14 protein-coding genes are annotated in these 18,541 nt (G+C 41.3%); 7 read left to right on the plus strand and 7 right to left on the minus strand.

From position 1 onward, the window contains the following. Positions 1 to 231: 231 nt before the first annotated feature. On the plus strand, positions 232 to 510 hold the full coding sequence (gene trpR / locus GQA99_RS06440; RefSeq protein ID WP_160053071.1) for a trp operon repressor: 279 nt from the start codon (positions 232 to 234) through the stop codon (positions 508 to 510). Positions 511 to 552: 42 nt separating this feature from the next. Here trpR and GQA99_RS06445 read toward each other — a convergent pair whose 3' ends face one another. Together GQA99_RS06445 and slyD are read right to left on the minus strand one after the other, a co-directional pair. Then, positions 553 to 930 (minus strand): hypothetical protein, encoded by a 378-nt coding sequence (locus GQA99_RS06445; RefSeq protein ID WP_160053072.1) that lies wholly within the window; start codon positions 928 to 930, stop codon positions 553 to 555. Positions 931 to 1,151: 221 nt separating this feature from the next. Beyond that, positions 1,152 to 1,718 carry a peptidylprolyl isomerase gene (gene slyD / locus GQA99_RS06450; RefSeq protein ID WP_160053073.1) on the minus strand — a complete coding sequence of 189 codons (567 nt, stop codon included), beginning with the start codon at positions 1,716 to 1,718 and terminating at the stop codon, positions 1,152 to 1,154. Positions 1,719 to 2,430: 712 nt separating this feature from the next. Between slyD and thrA the strand changes: the two genes are divergently transcribed. The 4 genes from thrA (at position 2,431) to GQA99_RS06470 (ending at position 7,911) form a co-directional block, all read left to right on the plus strand. Next, on the plus strand, positions 2,431 to 4,899 hold the full coding sequence (thrA, locus tag GQA99_RS06455) for a bifunctional aspartate kinase/homoserine dehydrogenase I (RefSeq protein WP_160053074.1): 2,469 nt from the start codon (positions 2,431 to 2,433) through the stop codon (positions 4,897 to 4,899). Then, positions 4,896 to 5,855 (plus strand): homoserine kinase, encoded by a 960-nt coding sequence (gene thrB, locus GQA99_RS06460; protein ID WP_160053075.1) that lies wholly within the window; start codon positions 4,896 to 4,898, stop codon positions 5,853 to 5,855. The genes thrA and thrB overlap by 4 nt, the downstream gene beginning before the upstream one ends. Before the next feature lie 43 nt (positions 5,856 to 5,898). Beyond that, entirely contained in the window at positions 5,899 to 7,182 is a 1,284-nt protein-coding gene (gene thrC, locus GQA99_RS06465; protein WP_160053076.1) for a threonine synthase, read from the plus strand. A gap of 183 nt (positions 7,183 to 7,365) precedes the next feature. Beyond that, the gene (locus tag GQA99_RS06470) at positions 7,366 to 7,911 is read left to right on the plus strand and encodes a hemerythrin domain-containing protein (protein ID WP_160053077.1); all 546 of its coding nucleotides are present in this window, start codon (positions 7,366 to 7,368) and stop codon (positions 7,909 to 7,911) included. 95 nt (positions 7,912 to 8,006) lie between these two features. On the opposite strand, the gene GQA99_RS06475 is transcribed toward GQA99_RS06470, so the two are convergent. From GQA99_RS06475 to GQA99_RS06495, 5 genes are all read right to left on the minus strand, one after another. Further along, positions 8,007 to 8,192, minus strand: a complete 186-nt coding sequence (locus GQA99_RS06475; protein WP_160053078.1) for a DUF3545 family protein — start codon at positions 8,190 to 8,192, stop codon at positions 8,007 to 8,009. 446 nt (positions 8,193 to 8,638) lie between these two features. Continuing rightward, positions 8,639 to 10,276, minus strand: a complete 1,638-nt coding sequence (gene pgi, locus GQA99_RS06480) for a glucose-6-phosphate isomerase (protein ID WP_160053079.1) — start codon at positions 10,274 to 10,276, stop codon at positions 8,639 to 8,641. A 15-nt stretch (positions 10,277 to 10,291) separates the two neighbouring features. Continuing rightward, a complete protein-coding gene (gene tal, locus GQA99_RS06485) occupies positions 10,292 to 11,245 on the minus strand; it encodes a transaldolase (protein WP_160053080.1) in 954 nt (317 codons plus the stop codon). A 295-nt stretch (positions 11,246 to 11,540) separates the two neighbouring features. Then, entirely contained in the window at positions 11,541 to 12,653 is a 1,113-nt protein-coding gene (locus GQA99_RS06490; RefSeq protein ID WP_160053081.1) for an OmpA family protein, read from the minus strand. A gap of 397 nt (positions 12,654 to 13,050) precedes the next feature. Further along, positions 13,051 to 15,417, minus strand: coding sequence for a phosphoketolase family protein (locus GQA99_RS06495; protein ID WP_160053082.1), 2,367 nt, complete (start codon positions 15,415 to 15,417; stop codon positions 13,051 to 13,053). 715 nt (positions 15,418 to 16,132) lie between these two features. Between GQA99_RS06495 and GQA99_RS06500 the strand changes: the two genes are divergently transcribed. After that, the gene (locus tag GQA99_RS06500; RefSeq protein WP_160053135.1) at positions 16,133 to 17,569 is read left to right on the plus strand and encodes an alanine/glycine:cation symporter family protein; all 1,437 of its coding nucleotides are present in this window, start codon (positions 16,133 to 16,135) and stop codon (positions 17,567 to 17,569) included. 101 nt (positions 17,570 to 17,670) lie between these two features. Continuing rightward, entirely contained in the window at positions 17,671 to 18,447 is a 777-nt protein-coding gene (yaaA, locus tag GQA99_RS06505; RefSeq protein WP_160053083.1) for a peroxide stress protein YaaA, read from the plus strand. Positions 18,448 to 18,541: the final 94 nt, after the last annotated feature.

Below are 18,541 nucleotides of genomic sequence, written 5' to 3' on the forward strand. Positions count from 1 at the left end.
TCCTTCTCTTCTTTCTAGTAATAGCACGGGTTCCATAAGCACTTATTCAAGTCTGTTACACATATCATTATGAGTGTAAACATGTAATCAGTCACAGTTTTATTCTACACAATTTTATTGCAACAATGCGATATCTTTTATCGAAGGTGTTCCAGACTGTATTTTGCAAAGTACTCAGGTTAATTGATACACTTGTACTGTTTCGGCATTACTACAAAGAGAATAAAAATTATGCGTGCCAACTGGAATTTAGTTGTAGATAAAATATTAACTCATGCAAATGATGAAGACCTGTCAGTGTTGTTTCAATTATTACTGACAGAAGAAGAGCGAAGCGCGGTGTCGGGGCGTTTACAGGTGTTCCAAACTTTGCTTGCCGGTGAAATGAGTCAGCGGCAAATTGCCACTGAACATCAAGTGAGTATTGCCACTATTACACGCTGTTCAAATTATTTAAAAAATATGTCACCAGGCCAGCGAGCCAAAGTGAGAAAGCTAATCTTAGATTAATTCATCCTGGACCAAGTTGTTGGCTCGTTGTCCCTCAGGCAATTATTGGCGGATGCCTTTAGGATACTTGTGATGTCTATAGCTTGAGCGTCGCATAATTAAGTAGGCGCCGTATGTCACTAAACATAGCGCAAATAACGTGCTCGAATCTCGTGGATAGAAACGGTATAGACTGAGCGCAGAAAATACATAAATAAAAGGTAGTAGCCCATACAACGTCTCTGGTATTGCGCCAGTTTTGCGTTTGCGTTTTGGGTCAGTGCGACGATTTTTTGAGCGCAGGTTATAGACGTGGGCGCCATATAGGTACACCACAGTGGAAGCAATAAGAGCGTAACTCGGCTCAAGTAAAAATAGGCTTACAGTACCAACAATCATATAGCTGTAAGGTAATAATTCGTATACGGGTTTAATTAACATAAGCACTCCGTCGCTATGTATTAATTATTATATGGATAGGCAATTAACGAGGATCTTCATGACATTGTGGTCCATTACAGTCTTGAAGATAAGTCTGGTTAATTGCTGTTATTTACATTTACAGTATAACGCATATAAAAAGGCACTGCCTAGAACTTAGACAATGCCTTAATGTTTTTTCAAACTTTCTAATGACACTGAGTACATTTTACTCAGTATAATTAGTGACAGCCGCAGCCACCATTGCCATCACAACCTGGCTTCTCTGTTCCACAAGAACCGTGTTCATGGTCGTGATCATGTCCGTGGCTTCCACAACCGCCTTCGGCATGAATATGTCCATGAGCTAGCTCTTCTGCAGTAGCTTCACGCACAGCAATAACTTCAACGCTAAAGTGTAATGATTGACCTGCTAGTGGATGATTTCCATCAACAACGATTACGTCATCTTTAACTTCAGTCACTTGAACTGGACGCTGTCCTAGCTCTGTTTCAGCAATAAAGCGCATACCTGGAATAATGTCTTCTATGTCACCAAAAGCACTCACTGGCACTTCTTGCTTTAGGCCTGGATGGTATTCACCATAGCCTTGAGCGGCAGGAATGTTAGCATCGACTTTTTCGCCTGCAGTTTTACCTTCAAGCACTGATTCGAGACCAGGAATTAAGTTTTCGGTTCCGTGTAAGTAAACCATCGGTTCACCTTCAAATGAACTTTCAATTAATTCACCTTGCTCATCAGATAAGCGGTAATGAATGGTAACCGCTGCATGTTTTGTAATTTTCATATCGCCTCCAATTCGTGATGTGCGCATCATACCGTACTTTATAAGGCGTCTGCGATGACAAACATCAGTTTTTGCTTATTCAATCACAGCTTTTTATGTTTTGTAGATGACTTGTTAAAATGAAAACTTCGATGTTGAAAATAAATCAGCTTAGCAAACTGGTTTGTCTCGCTATGGTGTCTCCGTGCTGACATGGCTAAAAAGTAATTTACCGATGAAGATTATTTTTTTGAAATTTTAACCTATTGCATTGGAAATAAAGTGTTTTATTTTTTCATTATTGTAAGTGACGTGAACGTAAACAGTGATTTTATGAGGAAATTATCGCTGATTTGCAGGTAATTTAAAATTAAGAAATTTAAAATTAATATAAATCAACTCACTTGTTAAAATAACTTGGAAATAAACTGTAAGCAGGGGTTGACAAGACTGGGCAAAAAAAGCAATTCTGTTACCTAATGTGTATCAGCTAATTCGGCAACTTACTTTGGTATGTTGCCAAAAGAAACAAGAGATTATCAGATGTCTACCCTAATGCTCGTTGTAATTACTACCATTACAACCACCACTATTACCATAGTGGGGGCGGGCTGATTACACCCTAAAAGATTTGCACAACAGGCCCGCTTCCCACAACAGAAGCGGGCTTTTTTGTTTTTAATTCATATATATTAAATTAATGTCGTCATTGTTTGGTGACAGGGAGAAGTAAATGAAGGTAATGAAATTTGGCGGAACGTCACTGGCGAATTGGTCTCGTTTTTCAATGGCAGCAGATATTATTGCAGATTCTTCATTAGCGGAGCCTGTTGCTACAGTACTTTCAGCTCCTGCAACTGTAACAAATGCCTTACTAGAAATGGTTGACCTTGCGGTGAGCCAACAAGATTATCAACCTGTTTTAGACCATATCAATCAGGTATTTAATAGCTTGTTTAGCGACGCGTCAGAATCATTATTGAATAAGCAGCAGTACGAGTTGTTAGTTGCGAAGTTAGCGGCGCAAATGCACGTTTGGCAAGACAAATTACATGGGGTTCAGTTGCTGGCTGAATGTCCTGACAGTGTGCGAGCTCAAATTGTCGTAACGGGTGAGCGTTTGTCTGCTGCGCTGATGGAACAAGTCATGTTAGCAAAGGGCCTTACTTCGGCGCAATTAGATCCTGTGGCACTGTTTTTGGGGCATGGCCAACCTTTAGAGTCGGTTGTTGATATCGGCGTGAGTAAACCTCGTTTCGCGGTCCTGCCGCTAGATCAATATCGTGTATGGGTGATGCCTGGTTTTACTGCCGCAGATGCACACGGTAATGTGGTGACATTAGGGCGTAATGGCTCAGATTATTCTGCAGCTGTACTGGCTGCGTGTTTAGATGCGTCAAGCTGTGAGATTTGGACTGATGTCGATGGGGTGTATAACACTGACCCTCGTGTCGTCGCTGATGCAAAACTGTTATCGCAATTAAGTTATCAAGAAGCGATGGAGCTATCTTATTTTGGCGCGAAAGTATTGCACCCCAAAACAATTGCGCCGATTGCGCAGTATCATATTCCTTGTTACATCAAAAATAGCTTCAATCCATCAGCTCCAGGGACCTTAGTGTCAAATGAAGCTGACCAAACAGGTTTACAAGTTAAAGCGATTTCGAACTTAGATAATCAAACCATGTTTAACGTGTCAGGTCCTGGAATGAAGGGCATGGTAGGAATGGCGAGTCGTACGTTAGCCGCTATCTCTCGCAGCGGTATTTCAGTGTCATTGATTACCCAAAGCTCGTCTGAATACAGCATCAGTTTCTGTGTGGCGACGCATGAAGCACACAAAGCGAAATGGGCCTTAGAACAAGAGTTTGAGCTTGAAATCAAAAATGAATTGCTCGAACCCATCGAACAACGCCAAGACTTGTCGATAGTGTCACTTATTGGTGATGGGATGAAAACCCATAAAGGGGTTGCGGCTAAGTTTTTTAGTGCCTTAGCGAAAGCTAGCGTTAACATTGTTGCCATTGCTCAAGGGTCATCTGAGCGCTCTATCTCAACGGTTATCCAGCAAAAAAAGACCAAGCATGCAATTGGTGCGTGTCATCAAGCCTTTTTTGATGTGCAACAATATCTCGATGTGTTTTTAGTGGGCAGTGGCAATGTTGGGGCTGGATTACTCGATCAAATAAAGCAACAAACTGCCATGTTAAAAGAGCAACATATCAGTATTCGAGTTTGTGGTATTGCCAACTCGCGCCAAATGTTACTCAATAGTGAAGGTATCGAACTGAGCGAATGGCAAGCATTACTGGTTGAAAAAGGCCAGGATTATGACTTAGCTAAGTTACTTGAGTGGGGCCAAGAACAACAATTACTTAATCCTGTATTGGTCGATTGTACTTCAAGTGAGCTGGTGTCTGACCGCTACCTTGATGTGATGAATGCCGGTTTTCATGTAGTGACACCTAACAAAAAATCGAACACTCGCGATTATGCTTATTATCAGGCTCTGCGCCAAACAGCGTTAACACAACGTCGTCAATTTTTATACGAAACGACTGTTGGTGCAGGTTTGCCGGTTATCGATAACTTGAAAAAATTACTTTACGCAGGCGATAAACTGCATAAGTTTAACGGCATTCTTTCGGGTTCTTTATCGTACATTTTTGGTATGCTCGATGAGGGAATGAGTTTATCTGAGGCAACAACAATTGCCCGAGAGAAATGCTTTACTGAGCCCGATCCGCGTGATGATTTAAGTGGTATGGATGTGGCGCGCAAGGTGTTAATTCTTGCCCGTGAAGTAGGCTTACCACTAGAGTTGTCTGATATTAATGTTGAATCAGTATTACCGGCAACATTTGATGACTCTGGCGATGTCGGTCAGTTTATGGCTAATCTTCCATCATTAGATGCACAGATCTCTGAGCGTGTCGCTGCAGCTAAAGCTCAAGGTAAAGTTCTGCGCTATGTCGGTCAAATTGATGAAGGCCAATGTTATGTGAGAATTGTAGAGGTTGATGCGACCGATCCTTTATACAGTGTAAAAGGCGGCGAAAATGCGCTGGCATTTTATAGCCGCTATTATCAGCCAATCCCATTTGTGCTTAGAGGTTATGGTGCCGGTACAGCGGTCACTGCCGCAGGTGCATTTGCTGATGTATTAAGAACATTAAATTGGACTCGTGAGGTTGGGCTATGAATCAAGCGGTAAATGTCAGTCAAGAAGTGCTTACCGTGTATGCTCCAGCGTCAATGGGTAATGTGGGTGTAGGATTTGATTTATTGGGTGCCGCTTTAGCCCCTATAGATGGCTCACTGTTAGGTGACAGAGTCATGATCAGTGCGGCAGATTCTGGGGTTAATTTTAACCAAGTAGGGGAGTGGGCACATAAGTTACCCGCTGAAGGTAAGGATAATATCGTTTACCAATGTGCTGAGTTTTTTCTCTACAAGCTTGACCGTAAAGATGGCGTGAACATTAGTTTAGAAAAAAACCTTCCAGTTGGCAGTGGGCTAGGTTCTAGTGCAAGCTCGGTCGTTGCAGCGCTGTATGCCTTAAATGAACATTTTGGTAACCCCTTCGATCAACAAGCCTTACTTGGATTAATGGGTGAATTTGAAGGTAAAATTTCCGGTAGTGTTCATTACGATAACGTTGCCCCCTGTTACTTGGGTGGTATGCAATTAATGCTTAATGCAAAAGACAAAGCATGCGCCGCAATCCCAAGTTTTGATAATTGGTATTGGGTGGTTGCTTATCCTGGTATTTCTTTATCTACCGCTAAAATGCGGGACTTATTACCCGCGCAATATGATAAAGCGGTCGCCATTGATTTTGGCCGCTATTTAAGCGCTTTTGTACATGCCAGTTATCAACAAGATGCTCCATTAGCGATTGAAATGCTTAAAGATGTATTAGCTGAACCCTATCGTGCGGCAGCTATTCCTGGATACACAGATGCGCGATCGGCACTCGCTGAATTGGGTATGCTAACGACTGGTATATCCGGAAGTGGCCCTACTTTGTTTAGTGTAACCGATGACCTAGCTACCGCTGAAAAAGCCAAAGAATGGTTACTCAAGCACTATATTTCACAGGCTGGCGGTTTTGCCCATGTGTGTAAATTAGACCAGTTAGGTACCCGCTGCGTGTAAGCGCATCAAACATTATTTATTTGAAATTGAAAAGGCAGTCGTAATGGAATTATATAATTTAAAACACCCATCGCAGGTAGTAAATTTCAGCCAAGCAGTACAGCTGGGGTTAGGCAAAGACAGAGGGTTGTTTTTCCCAAAGACCATTCCGGTATTAGCGGATGTCGATGCTTTGTTGGCGTTACCTTTTGCTGAGCGCAGTAAAAAAGTGTTGGGTGCTTGGTTAGCCGAAGAATTAGGCCAGGCTAGTGTTGATAAACTCGTTGATAATGCGTTTACTTTTGAAGTGCCGCTTGCCAAAGTTGACGATAAACGTGCTTGTTTAGAGTTATTTCACGGTCCAACATTAGCCTTTAAAGATTTTGGCGCTCGATTTATGGCCCAGTGTGTCAATTTACTTGCGGGTAATAAAAAGCTTACCATTCTCACAGCGACGTCGGGTGACACTGGAGCCGCCGTTGCTGACGCATTTTATGGTTTAGATAACGTCAATGTGATGGTGCTTTACCCAAAAGGTAAGATCAGCGAACTCCAAGAGAAAATGTTTACCACCTTAGGTAAAAATATTCACACCGTGGCGGTGACATCAGACTTTGATGCCTGTCAGCACTTAGTAAAACAAGCATTTGACGACAGTGATGTACGTGATGGATTAGCATTAAACTCGGCTAACTCTATTAATATTAGCCGTTTATTAGCCCAGATTTGTTATTACTTTGAAGCCGTGGCTCAAGCCAAAAATGCCGGCAATGATGAGATTGTTTTGTCCGTTCCCAGCGGTAATTTTGGTAATTTAACGGCGGGTTTGTTTGCCAAAGCCATGGGCTTGCCGATTAAACGTTTTATTGCTGCCACCAACAGTAATGATACTGTTCCACGTTATTTGCAAGATGGCGCATGGCAACCACATAAAACGGTAGCAACCATGTCAAATGCGATGGATGTCTCAGAGCCAAGTAATTGGCCACGTGTCGAAGCCATTTGCGAGCAAATGGGTTGGCCGCTATCGTTAGTGACGGGCGTTGCGTTGTCTGAATCTGAAACGGCTTCAGCATTAGCTGAGCTTTATCAACTGGGTTATCAGTCTGAGCCTCACGCCGCTATTGCTGCGCAGGCATTAACCTTAGGGTTAACGGGTGATGAAAGCGGTATCTTTTTGGGGACAGCGCATCCTGCTAAGTTTAAAGATGTGGTTGATCAACAATTAGCGATTGATTTGCCTTTACCGCCAGAATTAGCCGACGTAGCAGAGAAACCTATATTATCTGCAGAATTAGACGCTAATTTTGAGCAGCTTAAGGCTCATATGTTTTCTGTTTTAAAATAAAGCCTTAACGCTGTTCAAACACCTAACACGCAACAGGGTTGTGGTTAGGTGTTTTTTTATATTCAAATATTATGATCTTCGTCATACCTCATTTTGTGTATCTCAGTGTAGATTAGTAAAAGTGCCAAATTTGACTATTATTTATACGTAGAATGTCTTGTAACTAGATGACGGGAGAAAGTTATGTTGCAACGTTTAATGCGCGATCATAAGCATATTGCCATTTTGTTGAATATTCTTTCGAATAAGTTGACTCGATTGGCTGATGGAAACGGGGTGAATTTTAATCTTGTTAGAGACATTGTTGAGTACATGCAAGGTTATGCTGAACACAGCCATCATCCACTTGAAGATATTATTTTTGATTACTATAGCAATAAAGCGGGTTTAGCTAACTGTGGTCAACTATACAATGAACATCATCGATTGGCTGAAGCATCTGGCTCACTTATTTACAGCTTAAATATGATTTTGTCCGATGTGGTTATTTCTCGTGAAAAATTGATAAAAGACTTAAAGGATTATATCCAATTACAGCAATTGCATATGGAATATGAAGAGCGTGAAGTGTTTCCGCTTTTTGTTAGTTTGTTTGACGACAACGATTGGGACAGGGTTGCAATATTATGTCAGCAACGATTGGTTGATGATCCGCTTTTTAATGATAATGATAAATCGATGTTTGAGGACCTTCGAGCTTACATCGACAGGGCTGAACAGCCTTTATAACCCCTATTAGCAGGTGTCAGAATAACAAAAAGAGCGCAACATGCGCTCTTTTTATGTGATGTTAGCGACAATCAAAGATTGTACAATTTGAGTCATTAGAGCACTAATGTACTAACATCGAAATCGAATGAATCATCGATATCTTGCAATTCCTTGAGTAAACGTTGTTTGTCTTTAATGGCTTCAATTTCACGCCATTTACGTTTCTTGGACGAGCTTTTTGAGCGGCTTGGTCTTTCAACAACTTCGTCTAGCGCACCACCATAGTCTAATCGATCCATGGTAACCTCCCTTGTTATTATGATGTCTCTGCACAAATAAGTATCATATTTCAACTATAGGGTGCAACACTTGTGTTGCATTTACGTTACTAAAACATCACGATTTAGTGAATCTCGACTCATTTCAACAATAAAACACATGTTTTACCTCGCTATATTCGATTTTCGTTAATTAAACTAATTACTTGATGGTGAGTTTCTGCCGTTATTTTGATGCGTTTAAATACGTTATTTGAACAGTTATAGATTTAAACAGTGCGTGATTCGGTTTGTTTTTTTACTTATACCATGCTTACAGTTTATTGGATGTCATGAGGCAGGCTGATTTTAGAGATTTTTTGCCGTCAAAGTGGAGGAGGGGAGTTAGTGCAAGCTAACAAAAATGCCGCTCAGGTTTAGTGCGCGGCATTTTTCATTGACAGTACAAAACTAAGTAAACGTGCGAGTTAAAGTTTACCTTGACGATAAATATTCACTAATGCATTACTCGAAGCGTCTAATTCAGTTGCATCGTGTTTAGCCCCAATTCGCTCAAGGACATCATTGCCTAACTGTTTTCCGAGTTCAACACCCCATTGGTCAAATGAATTAATTTGCCATATTGCACCTTGTACGAATGTACGGTGTTCGTATAGCGCTATTAACGCACCTAGCGTTGTAGGGGTTAGCTTATCCATCAATAAGGTATTGCTTGGTTTATTACCAGGCATGACTTTATGTTTGGCGATAAGCGATTTTGCTTGCTCATCGAGCTTGCTGTTACTGAGTTCTGCTAATGCTTCTTCAAACGTACGACCTTGCATCAATGCTTGAGTTTGCCCAAAGCAGTTTGAGGCTAATTGGTCATGGTGCTCGCCCAAAGGATTATGGCTTTGCAATGGCATGATAAAGTCAGCAGGGATTAATGCTGTACCTTGATGCAGTAATTGGTGATAAGCGTGTTGACCATTAGTACCTTCGCCGCCCCAAATCACTGGGCCAGTACTGTAATCTACATCTGTGCCATCTAAGGTGACTGACTTGCCGTTACTTTCCATATCAAGCTGTTGGAAATAAGCAGGTAAACCTCGTAAATAATGGTCATAGGTTAAAATTACATGCGACTGGGCACCATGGAAATTACCATATAGCACAGACAGCATCGCCATAATCACAGGCATATTTTGTGCTAATGGCGCTGATGCAAAATGCTCATCCATTTGGTGAGCACCGTCAAGTAAGGCTTTAAAGTTATCCATACCGACTAATAGCGCGATTGGCAGACCAATTGCCGACCATAAAGAATAGCGTCCACCAACCCAATCCCACATTGGGAAAATGTTGTTAGCATCCATGCCAAATTCAGTCGCTTTAGTCACATTAGATGTCACCGCAACGAAGTGCTTAGCAATATCTTGTTGCGTAGCTCCCTGAGCTAAAAACCAATCTTTTGCGCTTAAGGTATTTGTGAGTGTCTCTTGGGTGCCAAATGACTTTGATGACATGACAAACAAGGTTGTCTCGGCATTAAGGCCTTTAAGCTTTTCACAAATCGATGTCGCGTCAACATTGGCGACAAAGTGGCAATTAAGCCCAGCATGCCAATATGGTCTTAGCGCTTGCGAGACAATCTTAGGCCCAAGAAATGAACCGCCAATACCAATGCTAACAACATCAGTGATGGTTTTGCCTGTGTAGCCTTTCCATTGTCCTGATTGAACAGACTCAACAAATCCGGCCATTTTAGCCAGTGTTTGCTGTACTTCAGGAACGATGTTGGCGCCTTCAGCAATGATTTCTTGCTCCGCTTTACTGCGAAGGGCAGTATGAAGCACAGCGCGGTGTTCCGTGTTGTTGATCACATCGCCATTAAACATGGCTGCGATTTTGTCTGTTAAGTTGGCTTCATTCGCCAGTGAAAAAAGCAGCTCAAGCGTGTCATCGTTGATGCGGTTTTTAGAATAATCTAAAAATAATCCACATGCTTTAACACTCATTTGCTCGAAACGTTGTGGGTTTTGAGCAAAGAGTTCACGCATATGGGGCAACTGGCTTGTATTAGCCTGTAATGCTTTCCACGTCGTACTTTGAGTGAGTTTAGTCACGAGTATAATCTCCAACTAGCTTAATTTGGTTTTTAACATCACTTCTAGCTTGCCTTGGTCGATAGCAAAGTTACGAATACCTTCGGCCAATTTATCTACTGCCATTGGGTCTTCATTAAAGGCCCAGCGGAACTGTTCTTCAGTTAATGCTGTTGGTGCTGCAACGGTTGATGTTGTAGCAACAAGCTTACGGCTAATGGTTACATCACTGTTTGCCAATTCTTCTAAAAGTGCAGGGCCAATGGTTAGGCGATCACAACCAGCCAGCTCAATAATTTCACCGATGTTTCTAAAGCTTGCGCCCATCACAACTGTGTTATAACCATGTTGCTTGTAGTAGTCGTAAATTTCTGTCACAGAAACCACACCAGGGTCATTTTGAGCAGTGTAATCTTGACCTGTGTCTTTTTTATACCAATCTAAAATACGGCCTACAAAAGGAGAGATAAGGTATACACCTGCTTCAGCACAAGCTCTTGCTTGGGCAAAACTAAACAGTAGGGTTAAGTTACAGTTGATACCTTCTTGTTCGAGCTCTTTTGCTGCGCAAATGCCTTCCCAAGTTGATGCCAACTTAATTAAGATACGAGACTTATCAATACCCGCTTCTTTATAAAGCTTGATCAGTTTATGGGCTTTATCAATTGAGCGTTGTTTATCAAAAGATAAGCGTGCATCTACTTCTGTAGAAATACGGCCTGGCACTAACTTTAAAATTTCAACACCGATATTCACTGCAAGTTTATCGCCAGCATCTTCAATTTGTTGCTCAATGCTGCTGCTCTGTGTTTTAGACCATGCAATCGCATCATCAATAAGCGGAGCATATTCTGGAATTTGAGATGCTTTTAAGATTAATGATGGGTTGGTGGTTGCATCTTCAGGCTGGTAACGCTTTATTGCTTCTATGTCGCCGGTATCAGCAACGATGGTCGTGAATGATTTGAGTTGCGCGAGTGTGTTAGCCATGAAAATTTCCTCTCGGTAAGCAATTAATATAGAACTATATCTTTATTAGAAGCGATTTTAAGGATTATTCCAACTTAATTTGTAAAAAAATTACGAAATAATCATGATTTTTCGCTCATTTTCGACTGATATTGTTGCTAAATAGACAGAATTGGTTAACCAAGTTGGAAGGTGCTTGCAACTCTATCACTGCAACGCCAGTGGTCATCACTGTTGTCGTAAATTTAGGTTGTTCTGAAAATAAAAAAGCCGCTGCAGGCAGCGACTTTTAAAGTGTAGCGTAATATTGTAACTATTAACGCATTACTGGACGTTTTTCAGTACCAGTAACAATCGCTTCGATGCGACGGTTTACACGGTTTGCTTCTGCAGAGCTACCTTGCATAACTGGTTTAGTTACGCCATAACCCATAGAGCTGATACGAGTACTGTTGATACCGTACTTAGTATTTAATGAGTTTGCAACTGCAATTGCACGACGCTCAGAAAGCTTCATGTTATAAGCTGCTTTACCTACGTTAGAGGCATGGCCTTCAATAGATACAGTGTGCTGTGGGTATTTAGTTAAGTGGTCTGCTAGTTTTTCTAAATCAGCAAATGAACCTGCACGGATTTCAGCTGAGTCATTAGCAAATAAAATACCACCTAAGTCATACTTAGTTGTCACGTTTTCGTAAACAGTACAACCAGTAGCATCAACTTTATGAGTCATTGGTGTGTCTGGACACTTGTCGATGTTGTTTGTTACACCGTCTTTGTCAGCATCGCCAGGAGCGGCAGCAACAGCAGCTACAACTGGTGCTGCGGCAACAGGAGCGGCAGCAGCAGTACCGAAGCGATAGCTTAATGCTAATCCCCAGTAGTTACTTTCCATTTTCAAGTTATTTAATACATCGGCGTCCATGTTTTCATAACGACGGTATTTTGCTTGAAGCTTAAGATTGTCAGTAAAGTTATAACCAACACCGGCACCAAGGAATAGAGCAACACCTGAGTCACTTAGGTTAACGCCGTTAAATTTTTGGTCGTTTTCTAGGATATAGCTGTAAGTACCTACTTCTGAAGAAAGGCTCCACTTGTCAGCTAAAGGGTAAAAACCTACGATACCAACGCTAACACCTGAAGCGGCAACGTCATATTTGCGGTTATCATTACCAGTCCAATCAGCGTTACCTAAATCGCGGTAACCTAATTCAATACCGATATATTCGTTGAATAAGTAACCACCAAACACATCCCAAGCATATGGATCATCGTCACCACATGTTAATGCGTTATCGCAGTTCTGTTCGTAATCATTGATACCTAAACCACCACCAACATACCAAGGCGTTAGGCCTTCAGCTGCAGATGCTGCGAAAGGTAACATAGAGGTGAGTAATACTACTTTTAATGTGTTCTTCATCATATTTTTTAGTCCATTGTTATTTTACTCCACCATACATGCATGTAACGGAGTTGTTAGGGTCATGCATTACTGACACTTAGCGTGGTGATTCTTTGTAATATAGTCAGCGGCGCAATTATGGGCTGTAATTAGATGTTTTTCCATAGTAAAAAGGATTAATATTTTGTAATGGTGAAATAAAAGTCACTGTTAAAATGATGATGTTGAAACGAAAAGTCAAACAAAAACAATTGGTAACGATGATTGTTTGGGAACGAGGGTGATTGGAAAATAATTGTAAATATCGTCTTTATTTTTAATAAGTTACTCAAAGACACCTTAATTTATCGGTATCTTTGGTATTTGTAAAAAAAAATACGCCATTAAGGCGTATTTTTATTAGCAATAAAGACTCAAATTAACGTGTCCATACCCAGTTTTCAATTTCTTCTGGATCCACACCATTGGCTTTGATGTAGTTTTTGTGATCAACTAAGCGTTGTAACATGTCTGTGGTAATTGCAACATGTTGAGTTTCATCAATTACGCCTTGTTGGAACAACTTATACGCCATATCGATAACAAGGTGGTAGCGAGATGTTCCGTTACGTACGCCCATATCGAATGGTGTAGTGGTTGAACCTTCTTCTTCGTAACCTTTAATACGGAAGCGACGGTTGCCTTTATAATCAAACACCAATTTTTTGATGGTATTTGGGTAACCGTGATAGTTAAATACCACACCTTTATCTTGAGTGAAGACTTCGTCCATCATCCAGGGCTTGCTTTGGAATTTAAGGCTACCTAAGCCACTGCTGTGCAGTTCAGATACACTGACAAAGCGAATGCGCACTCTTGGTAATATTTCACGAATGAGTACCAATGAAGCCATACATTCTTGTGTAGCATAATCACCACAGCCGGCTAATACTACATCTGGGTTTTCGTCTGAGGCAAAATCCCACACCATGATGCCATCTTTAGCTTGTTTACGAGCTTCATCTAATGATAACCACTGTGGTAGCGATTTTTTACCCGCAACAATAATGTTTAGTTTGTCTCTGTCTGCATAAGCGCGTTCGGTATAAACCAGGGTGCTGTTGGCATCTGCAGGTAAATAAGCAGAGATAATGTCTGGGTGTTTTTCTAGCATGGCTCCAAGGAACGATGGATTCTGGTGAGAATAACCATTGTGATCTTGGCGCTCTAGAAGCGATGACAACACTACGTTACATGCAGGAATAGGCTTACGGAAGTGAATGCCTTGGCTAGCATGCACATACTTACAGTATTGGTCAGCCATTGAAGATACAACTTGAGAGAACGCCTCATAAGTTGGGAACATACCGTGACGGCCTGTTACTGTGTATCCGTGTAGCATACCAAAAAGTAAGTTTTCAGATAGCAACTCAATGACACGACCGTCACGAGACATGTCTTCATCCCAACTTTCAATTGGCCACTGCCAAGCGCGATCTGTTTCTTCAAATACTGCTTGTAACTGGTTTGAATAGGTTTCATCTGGGCTGAAAATACGCAAGTTACGTTGATCACGGTTTAATTTGAATGCATCACGCATCCATTGACCCATTTTCAACATTGAGAAACCGCGCTGACCACGTGGGGTTTCAGCACCGTAACCTAATTTCGTTAAATCAGGGTTTGCCAGTGCACGTACTACTTCACCGCCGTAACTTAGACGTTGACGACCGCAGCACAGATCTTTTGGTGGCATTAAAGACATGATGTCTTTATCAAAGACTAATTCACCTGTTTCAGTCGTTTGTACTAACTCATCAAACTTGTAGCTGGCTAACCATGCGTCAAGTGCTGCAAGGTGGCCTTTATCTTTAGCGCAGTTGTTGACAATCACTTGGTGTGATTCGCAGTTACCTTCTAATTTTTTACCGTCGTATTCAGATGTGCCTGTCCAACCTTTTGCTGTGCGCATTAAAATTACAGGCCAACGAGGTTTGACAACATCTTCACCTGAACGTGCACGACGTTGAATGTCATTAATCATGTCATATGATAAGTCCATTGCTGCTGTCATCTGTTCAAAAATATCAGTGTCTAGTTGGTCATCAACAATAATTGGGTGGTAACCCAGGCCGCGGAACTCGAGATCTAACTCTTCATGGCTCATACGACCCATACGTGTTGGGCCTGAAATCTTATAGCCATTGATATGTACAATTGGCAGTACTGCACCGTTGTTAGCAGGAGAAACTAGGCGGTTAGCGTACCAAGACGCGGCTAAAGGACCTGTTTCAGCTTCACCGTCGCCAATTAAACAGGCTGCAATAAGGTTTGGATTATCAAGTACCGAACCCCAAGCAACAGAAAGTGAATAACCTAACTCACCACCTTCTAAAATTTGTCCTGGCGCTTCTGGGTTTGCATGTGAAGGGTAACCATATGCTGCAGAGAATTTTTTGCAGATATCTTCGATACCCGTTTCAGTAAAGGGAATGGTATCAGGGTAAAAATGGCTTAGTGAACCTTCAACAAATAAGTTTGCTTGTACCGCAGGGAAACCATGGCCAGGACCGACAAGGTAAATAAATTCACGCTTATGTTTAACAATTAGACGGTTAACGTTGGCATAAACGAAGTTAATACCTGGGCAAGTACCCCAGTGGCCAAGAAGACGTGGTTTGATATCTGTATGCTGTAAAGGACGTTTAAATAGAACGTTTTGCTTTAGATAAATTTGTGAAGTAGCAAGGAAGTTGGTTGCTCTTACATATTTCTTTAGCGCGGTGATCTCATTTGAGTTAGCCATAGTGACCTCGGTTAAAAGTGAAAATATTTAATTAACTTTCTTGGTGAACACTGTATTCGTAATTTAGTTACAATAATGTGGCCTTTATCTAACTTTTGAGTAATGAATTTGATGTTAGATCGCACTTTTAACCGTTATCGCGCTAACTACTTGAAATTTAGTAACGATTTATCGGAGTTTTATGAATAGAGCATTAATAACAAAAGTGATAAAGTGTGATTGAGGTCACTTGCGGTTTTTTGTTTTATTTGTGTTATCTGAACGTGTCATTTACTTCAGTAAAATATCTGCTAGGTAACATGCTTTTAGCATTCAAGGACCTCACAAAACAATCCCTATGAATATGCATACTTTAGCTTTTATAATGATTAACCTGAGTTCGGGACAAGGGATAAACTTATGCTATTTAAAATCAACATGTACCCCTTCTCACTTTCAAGCTTGTCATTTGTTCTGCTAACAAGGCGAAAGACGCGTCAATAGCTAGCCAATTGCAAGTCGATTCAACGCAGTTAGCAGGGCAAAGGACTGTTTGAAAGGTGTTTATTATCCCGATCTCAGGTTGATTAGTTATCGTTGATATTTTTGAACGGTAAAATGTTTTACGCAAAACAGTTTGCACAGTGACGTGCTTAGTCTGTTTTGATGCAATTAAAATCGGGTAATGCCTGATATAAAAATAACCTTATAACGGGGAAGATAAAATAATATGGCAATGTTAGAAACGATTGTTAATTTCATGAACAGTTTGCTTTGGGGCAAGTTGTTAGTTTATGGCCTGGTAGGCGCGGGTCTATTTTTCACCATTCGTCTTGGCTTTATTCAGCTCACTCATTTTGTTCATGGTATTAAAGTGCTCGCGATAAGCCGTCGCCCTGGTAAACATGGCTTATCATCATTTCAAGTTTTTTGTACCAGTATGGCAGCCCGTGTTGGCGCTGGAAATATGGCTGGTGTTGCTGTTGCGATAGGAACTGCAGGCCCTGGTGCAGTATTTTGGATGTGGGCCATTGCGGTACTAGGTATGGCTACCGCAATGATTGAATCGACCTTAGCCCAAGTTTATAAAGTGAAAGACGGTGATGGCCAATATCGCGGCGGTCCTGCTTATTATATGGAAAAAGGCTTAGGTCAACGTTGGATGGGGGTGTTGTTCTCATTCTTCTTAATCTTAGCTTTTGGTTTAGTCTTTAATGCAGTCCAAGCTAATACAATTACCGGTGCAATGACTCAAGTATTTGGGTTCGAGCCAATCTATGTTGGTATCGGCATTGTGATATGCAGTGCATTTGTGATTGTTGGTGGGTTAAAGAAAGTCGCTAAAGCCTCTGAGTTAATCGTACCTGTGATGGCCATTGCGTATATTGCTATCGCTTTTGTCGTTGTTGCGATGAATATTGAAAAACTGCCAGATGTGTTTATGTTGGTTATCAACAGTGCATTTGGTTGGCAAGAAGCTGCAGCGGGTGGTATTGCATATAGTGTTGCACAAGCAATGCAAGCCGGTATTGCCCGTGGTCTGTTCTCAAACGAAGCTGGTATGGGGAGCGCGGCGAATGTTGCAGCCAGTGCGTCGCCTAATCCTAATCACCCTGCGTCACAAGGCTTTGTACAAATGATGGGAGTGTTTGTCGACACTATTGTGATTTGTACTGCAACTGCGGCCATTATTTTACTCTCTGGTGATGCGGCGGCCGGTTCTGACGGTATTGCTAAAACCATTAGTGCATTAACAAGCCATGTTGGTGATTGGGGCGGGGCATTTATTGCGTTTGCGATTTTATTATTTTGTTTCACATCGATTATTGCCAACTATTCATACGCTGAAACCAATGTGATGTTTTTGTCTGGCAACAGTAAAAAAGCCTTACCAGCATTTCGTTTAGTAGTACTCGGTATGGTGATGTTTGGCTCACTAGCAAAAATTAGTTTAGTGTGGGATTTAGCCGATGTATCAATGGGCTTAATGGCGATTGTTAACTTGGTGGCATTAGTCTTGTTATCTGGTTTAGCGGTTAGAGTGATTAATGATTATCGTGAGCAAATCGATGCAGGCATTGACCCTAAGTTTGATACCAGTAAATTCCCTGAGTTAGCCGATCAGTTAGAAGAAAAGATTTGGCCTAACTCTACCGAACCCGTCAACAAATAATATTTGTAGGTTAAGGTAATCGAAAAAACCATGCTATTTCGGCATGGTTTTTTTATGTCAGTTCAGTATCATAAAGCCATGATTTTATTTGGAGTGCACTTATGCTGGTTTTAATATCACCTGCTAAAACATTGGATTTCGACAATCCTCCAATCACCAATACGTTTACTCAAGCACCATTACTGAAGCAAAGCCAGGAGTTAATCGACGTGTGTCGCGAGTTAACGCCAATGGACATTGCTAGCTTGATGAAAGTGAGTGACAACATTGCTGGATTAAATGCGGCACGCTTTGCCGACTGGCAGCCTCCATTTACCCTCAAAAATGCCAAACAAGCTATCTTTGCATTTAGAGGTGATGTTTACACAGGCTTTGATGCTGATAACTTATCTAAAGCGCAAATTGAGGCTAGCCAAAAGCATTTGCGCATTTTGTCTGGTTTGTATGGCTTGCTCAAACCGCTTGATTTAATTCAGCCGTATCGTTTAGAAATGGGTACCAAATTGGTTAATCCTCAAGGCAGTAATCTTTATGCCTTTTGGGGGGAGACCATTACCGAGGAAGTGAATAAAGCATTAAAAGAACAGGGCGATGATATTATTGTTAACTTAGCATCGAACGAATATTTTAAGTCGGTCAAGATTAAACAGCTTGCAGGAAAGCTCATTACGCCAGTGTTTAAAGACTGTAAGAATGGTCAGTTTAAGGTGATTAGTTTTTACGCTAAGAAAGCACGGGGCTTGATGGCTCGCTATATAGTTGATACTCAACCTAAGAGTACCGAACAGCTAATTCAGTTTGATCTTGAAGGCTACTATTACAGCGAAGAGCAATCTACACCGACAGAACCAGTCTTTTTACGCGATGAACAAAAATAAGCAGAGCTTTCTACCTTGTAATCTATGTTCACTCAGCGCAAATAGACAACAAAAAGCCCTTAGTTAAACGCTAACTAAGGGCTTTTTTCGTTGG

It is taken from the genome of Shewanella litoralis, from assembly GCF_009828585.1.
GTDB classification, from domain to species: domain Bacteria; phylum Pseudomonadota; class Gammaproteobacteria; order Enterobacterales; family Shewanellaceae; genus Shewanella; species Shewanella litoralis.

Bases quoted from the DNA above. Each gene is read 5' to 3' on its own strand.
- trpR (WP_160053071.1), top strand. From the start codon at position 232: ATGCGTGCCAACTGGAATTTAGTTGTAGATAAAATATTAACTCATGCA.
- GQA99_RS06445 (WP_160053072.1), bottom strand. From the start codon at position 930: ATGTTAATTAAACCCGTATACGAATTATTACCTTACAGCTATATGATT.
- slyD (WP_160053073.1), bottom strand. From the start codon at position 1,718: ATGAAAATTACAAAACATGCAGCGGTTACCATTCATTACCGCTTATCT.
- thrA (WP_160053074.1), top strand. From the start codon at position 2,431: ATGAAGGTAATGAAATTTGGCGGAACGTCACTGGCGAATTGGTCTCGT.
- thrB (WP_160053075.1), top strand. From the start codon at position 4,896: ATGAATCAAGCGGTAAATGTCAGTCAAGAAGTGCTTACCGTGTATGCT.
- thrC (WP_160053076.1), top strand. From the start codon at position 5,899: ATGGAATTATATAATTTAAAACACCCATCGCAGGTAGTAAATTTCAGC.
- GQA99_RS06470 (WP_160053077.1), top strand. From the start codon at position 7,366: ATGTTGCAACGTTTAATGCGCGATCATAAGCATATTGCCATTTTGTTG.
- GQA99_RS06475 (WP_160053078.1), bottom strand. From the start codon at position 8,192: ATGGATCGATTAGACTATGGTGGTGCGCTAGACGAAGTTGTTGAAAGA.
- tal (WP_160053080.1), bottom strand. From the start codon at position 11,245: ATGGCTAACACACTCGCGCAACTCAAATCATTCACGACCATCGTTGCT.
- GQA99_RS06490 (WP_160053081.1), bottom strand. From the start codon at position 12,653: ATGATGAAGAACACATTAAAAGTAGTATTACTCACCTCTATGTTACCT.
- GQA99_RS06495 (WP_160053082.1), bottom strand. From the start codon at position 15,417: ATGGCTAACTCAAATGAGATCACCGCGCTAAAGAAATATGTAAGAGCA.
- GQA99_RS06500 (WP_160053135.1), top strand. From the start codon at position 16,133: ATGTTAGAAACGATTGTTAATTTCATGAACAGTTTGCTTTGGGGCAAG.
- yaaA (WP_160053083.1), top strand. From the start codon at position 17,671: ATGCTGGTTTTAATATCACCTGCTAAAACATTGGATTTCGACAATCCT.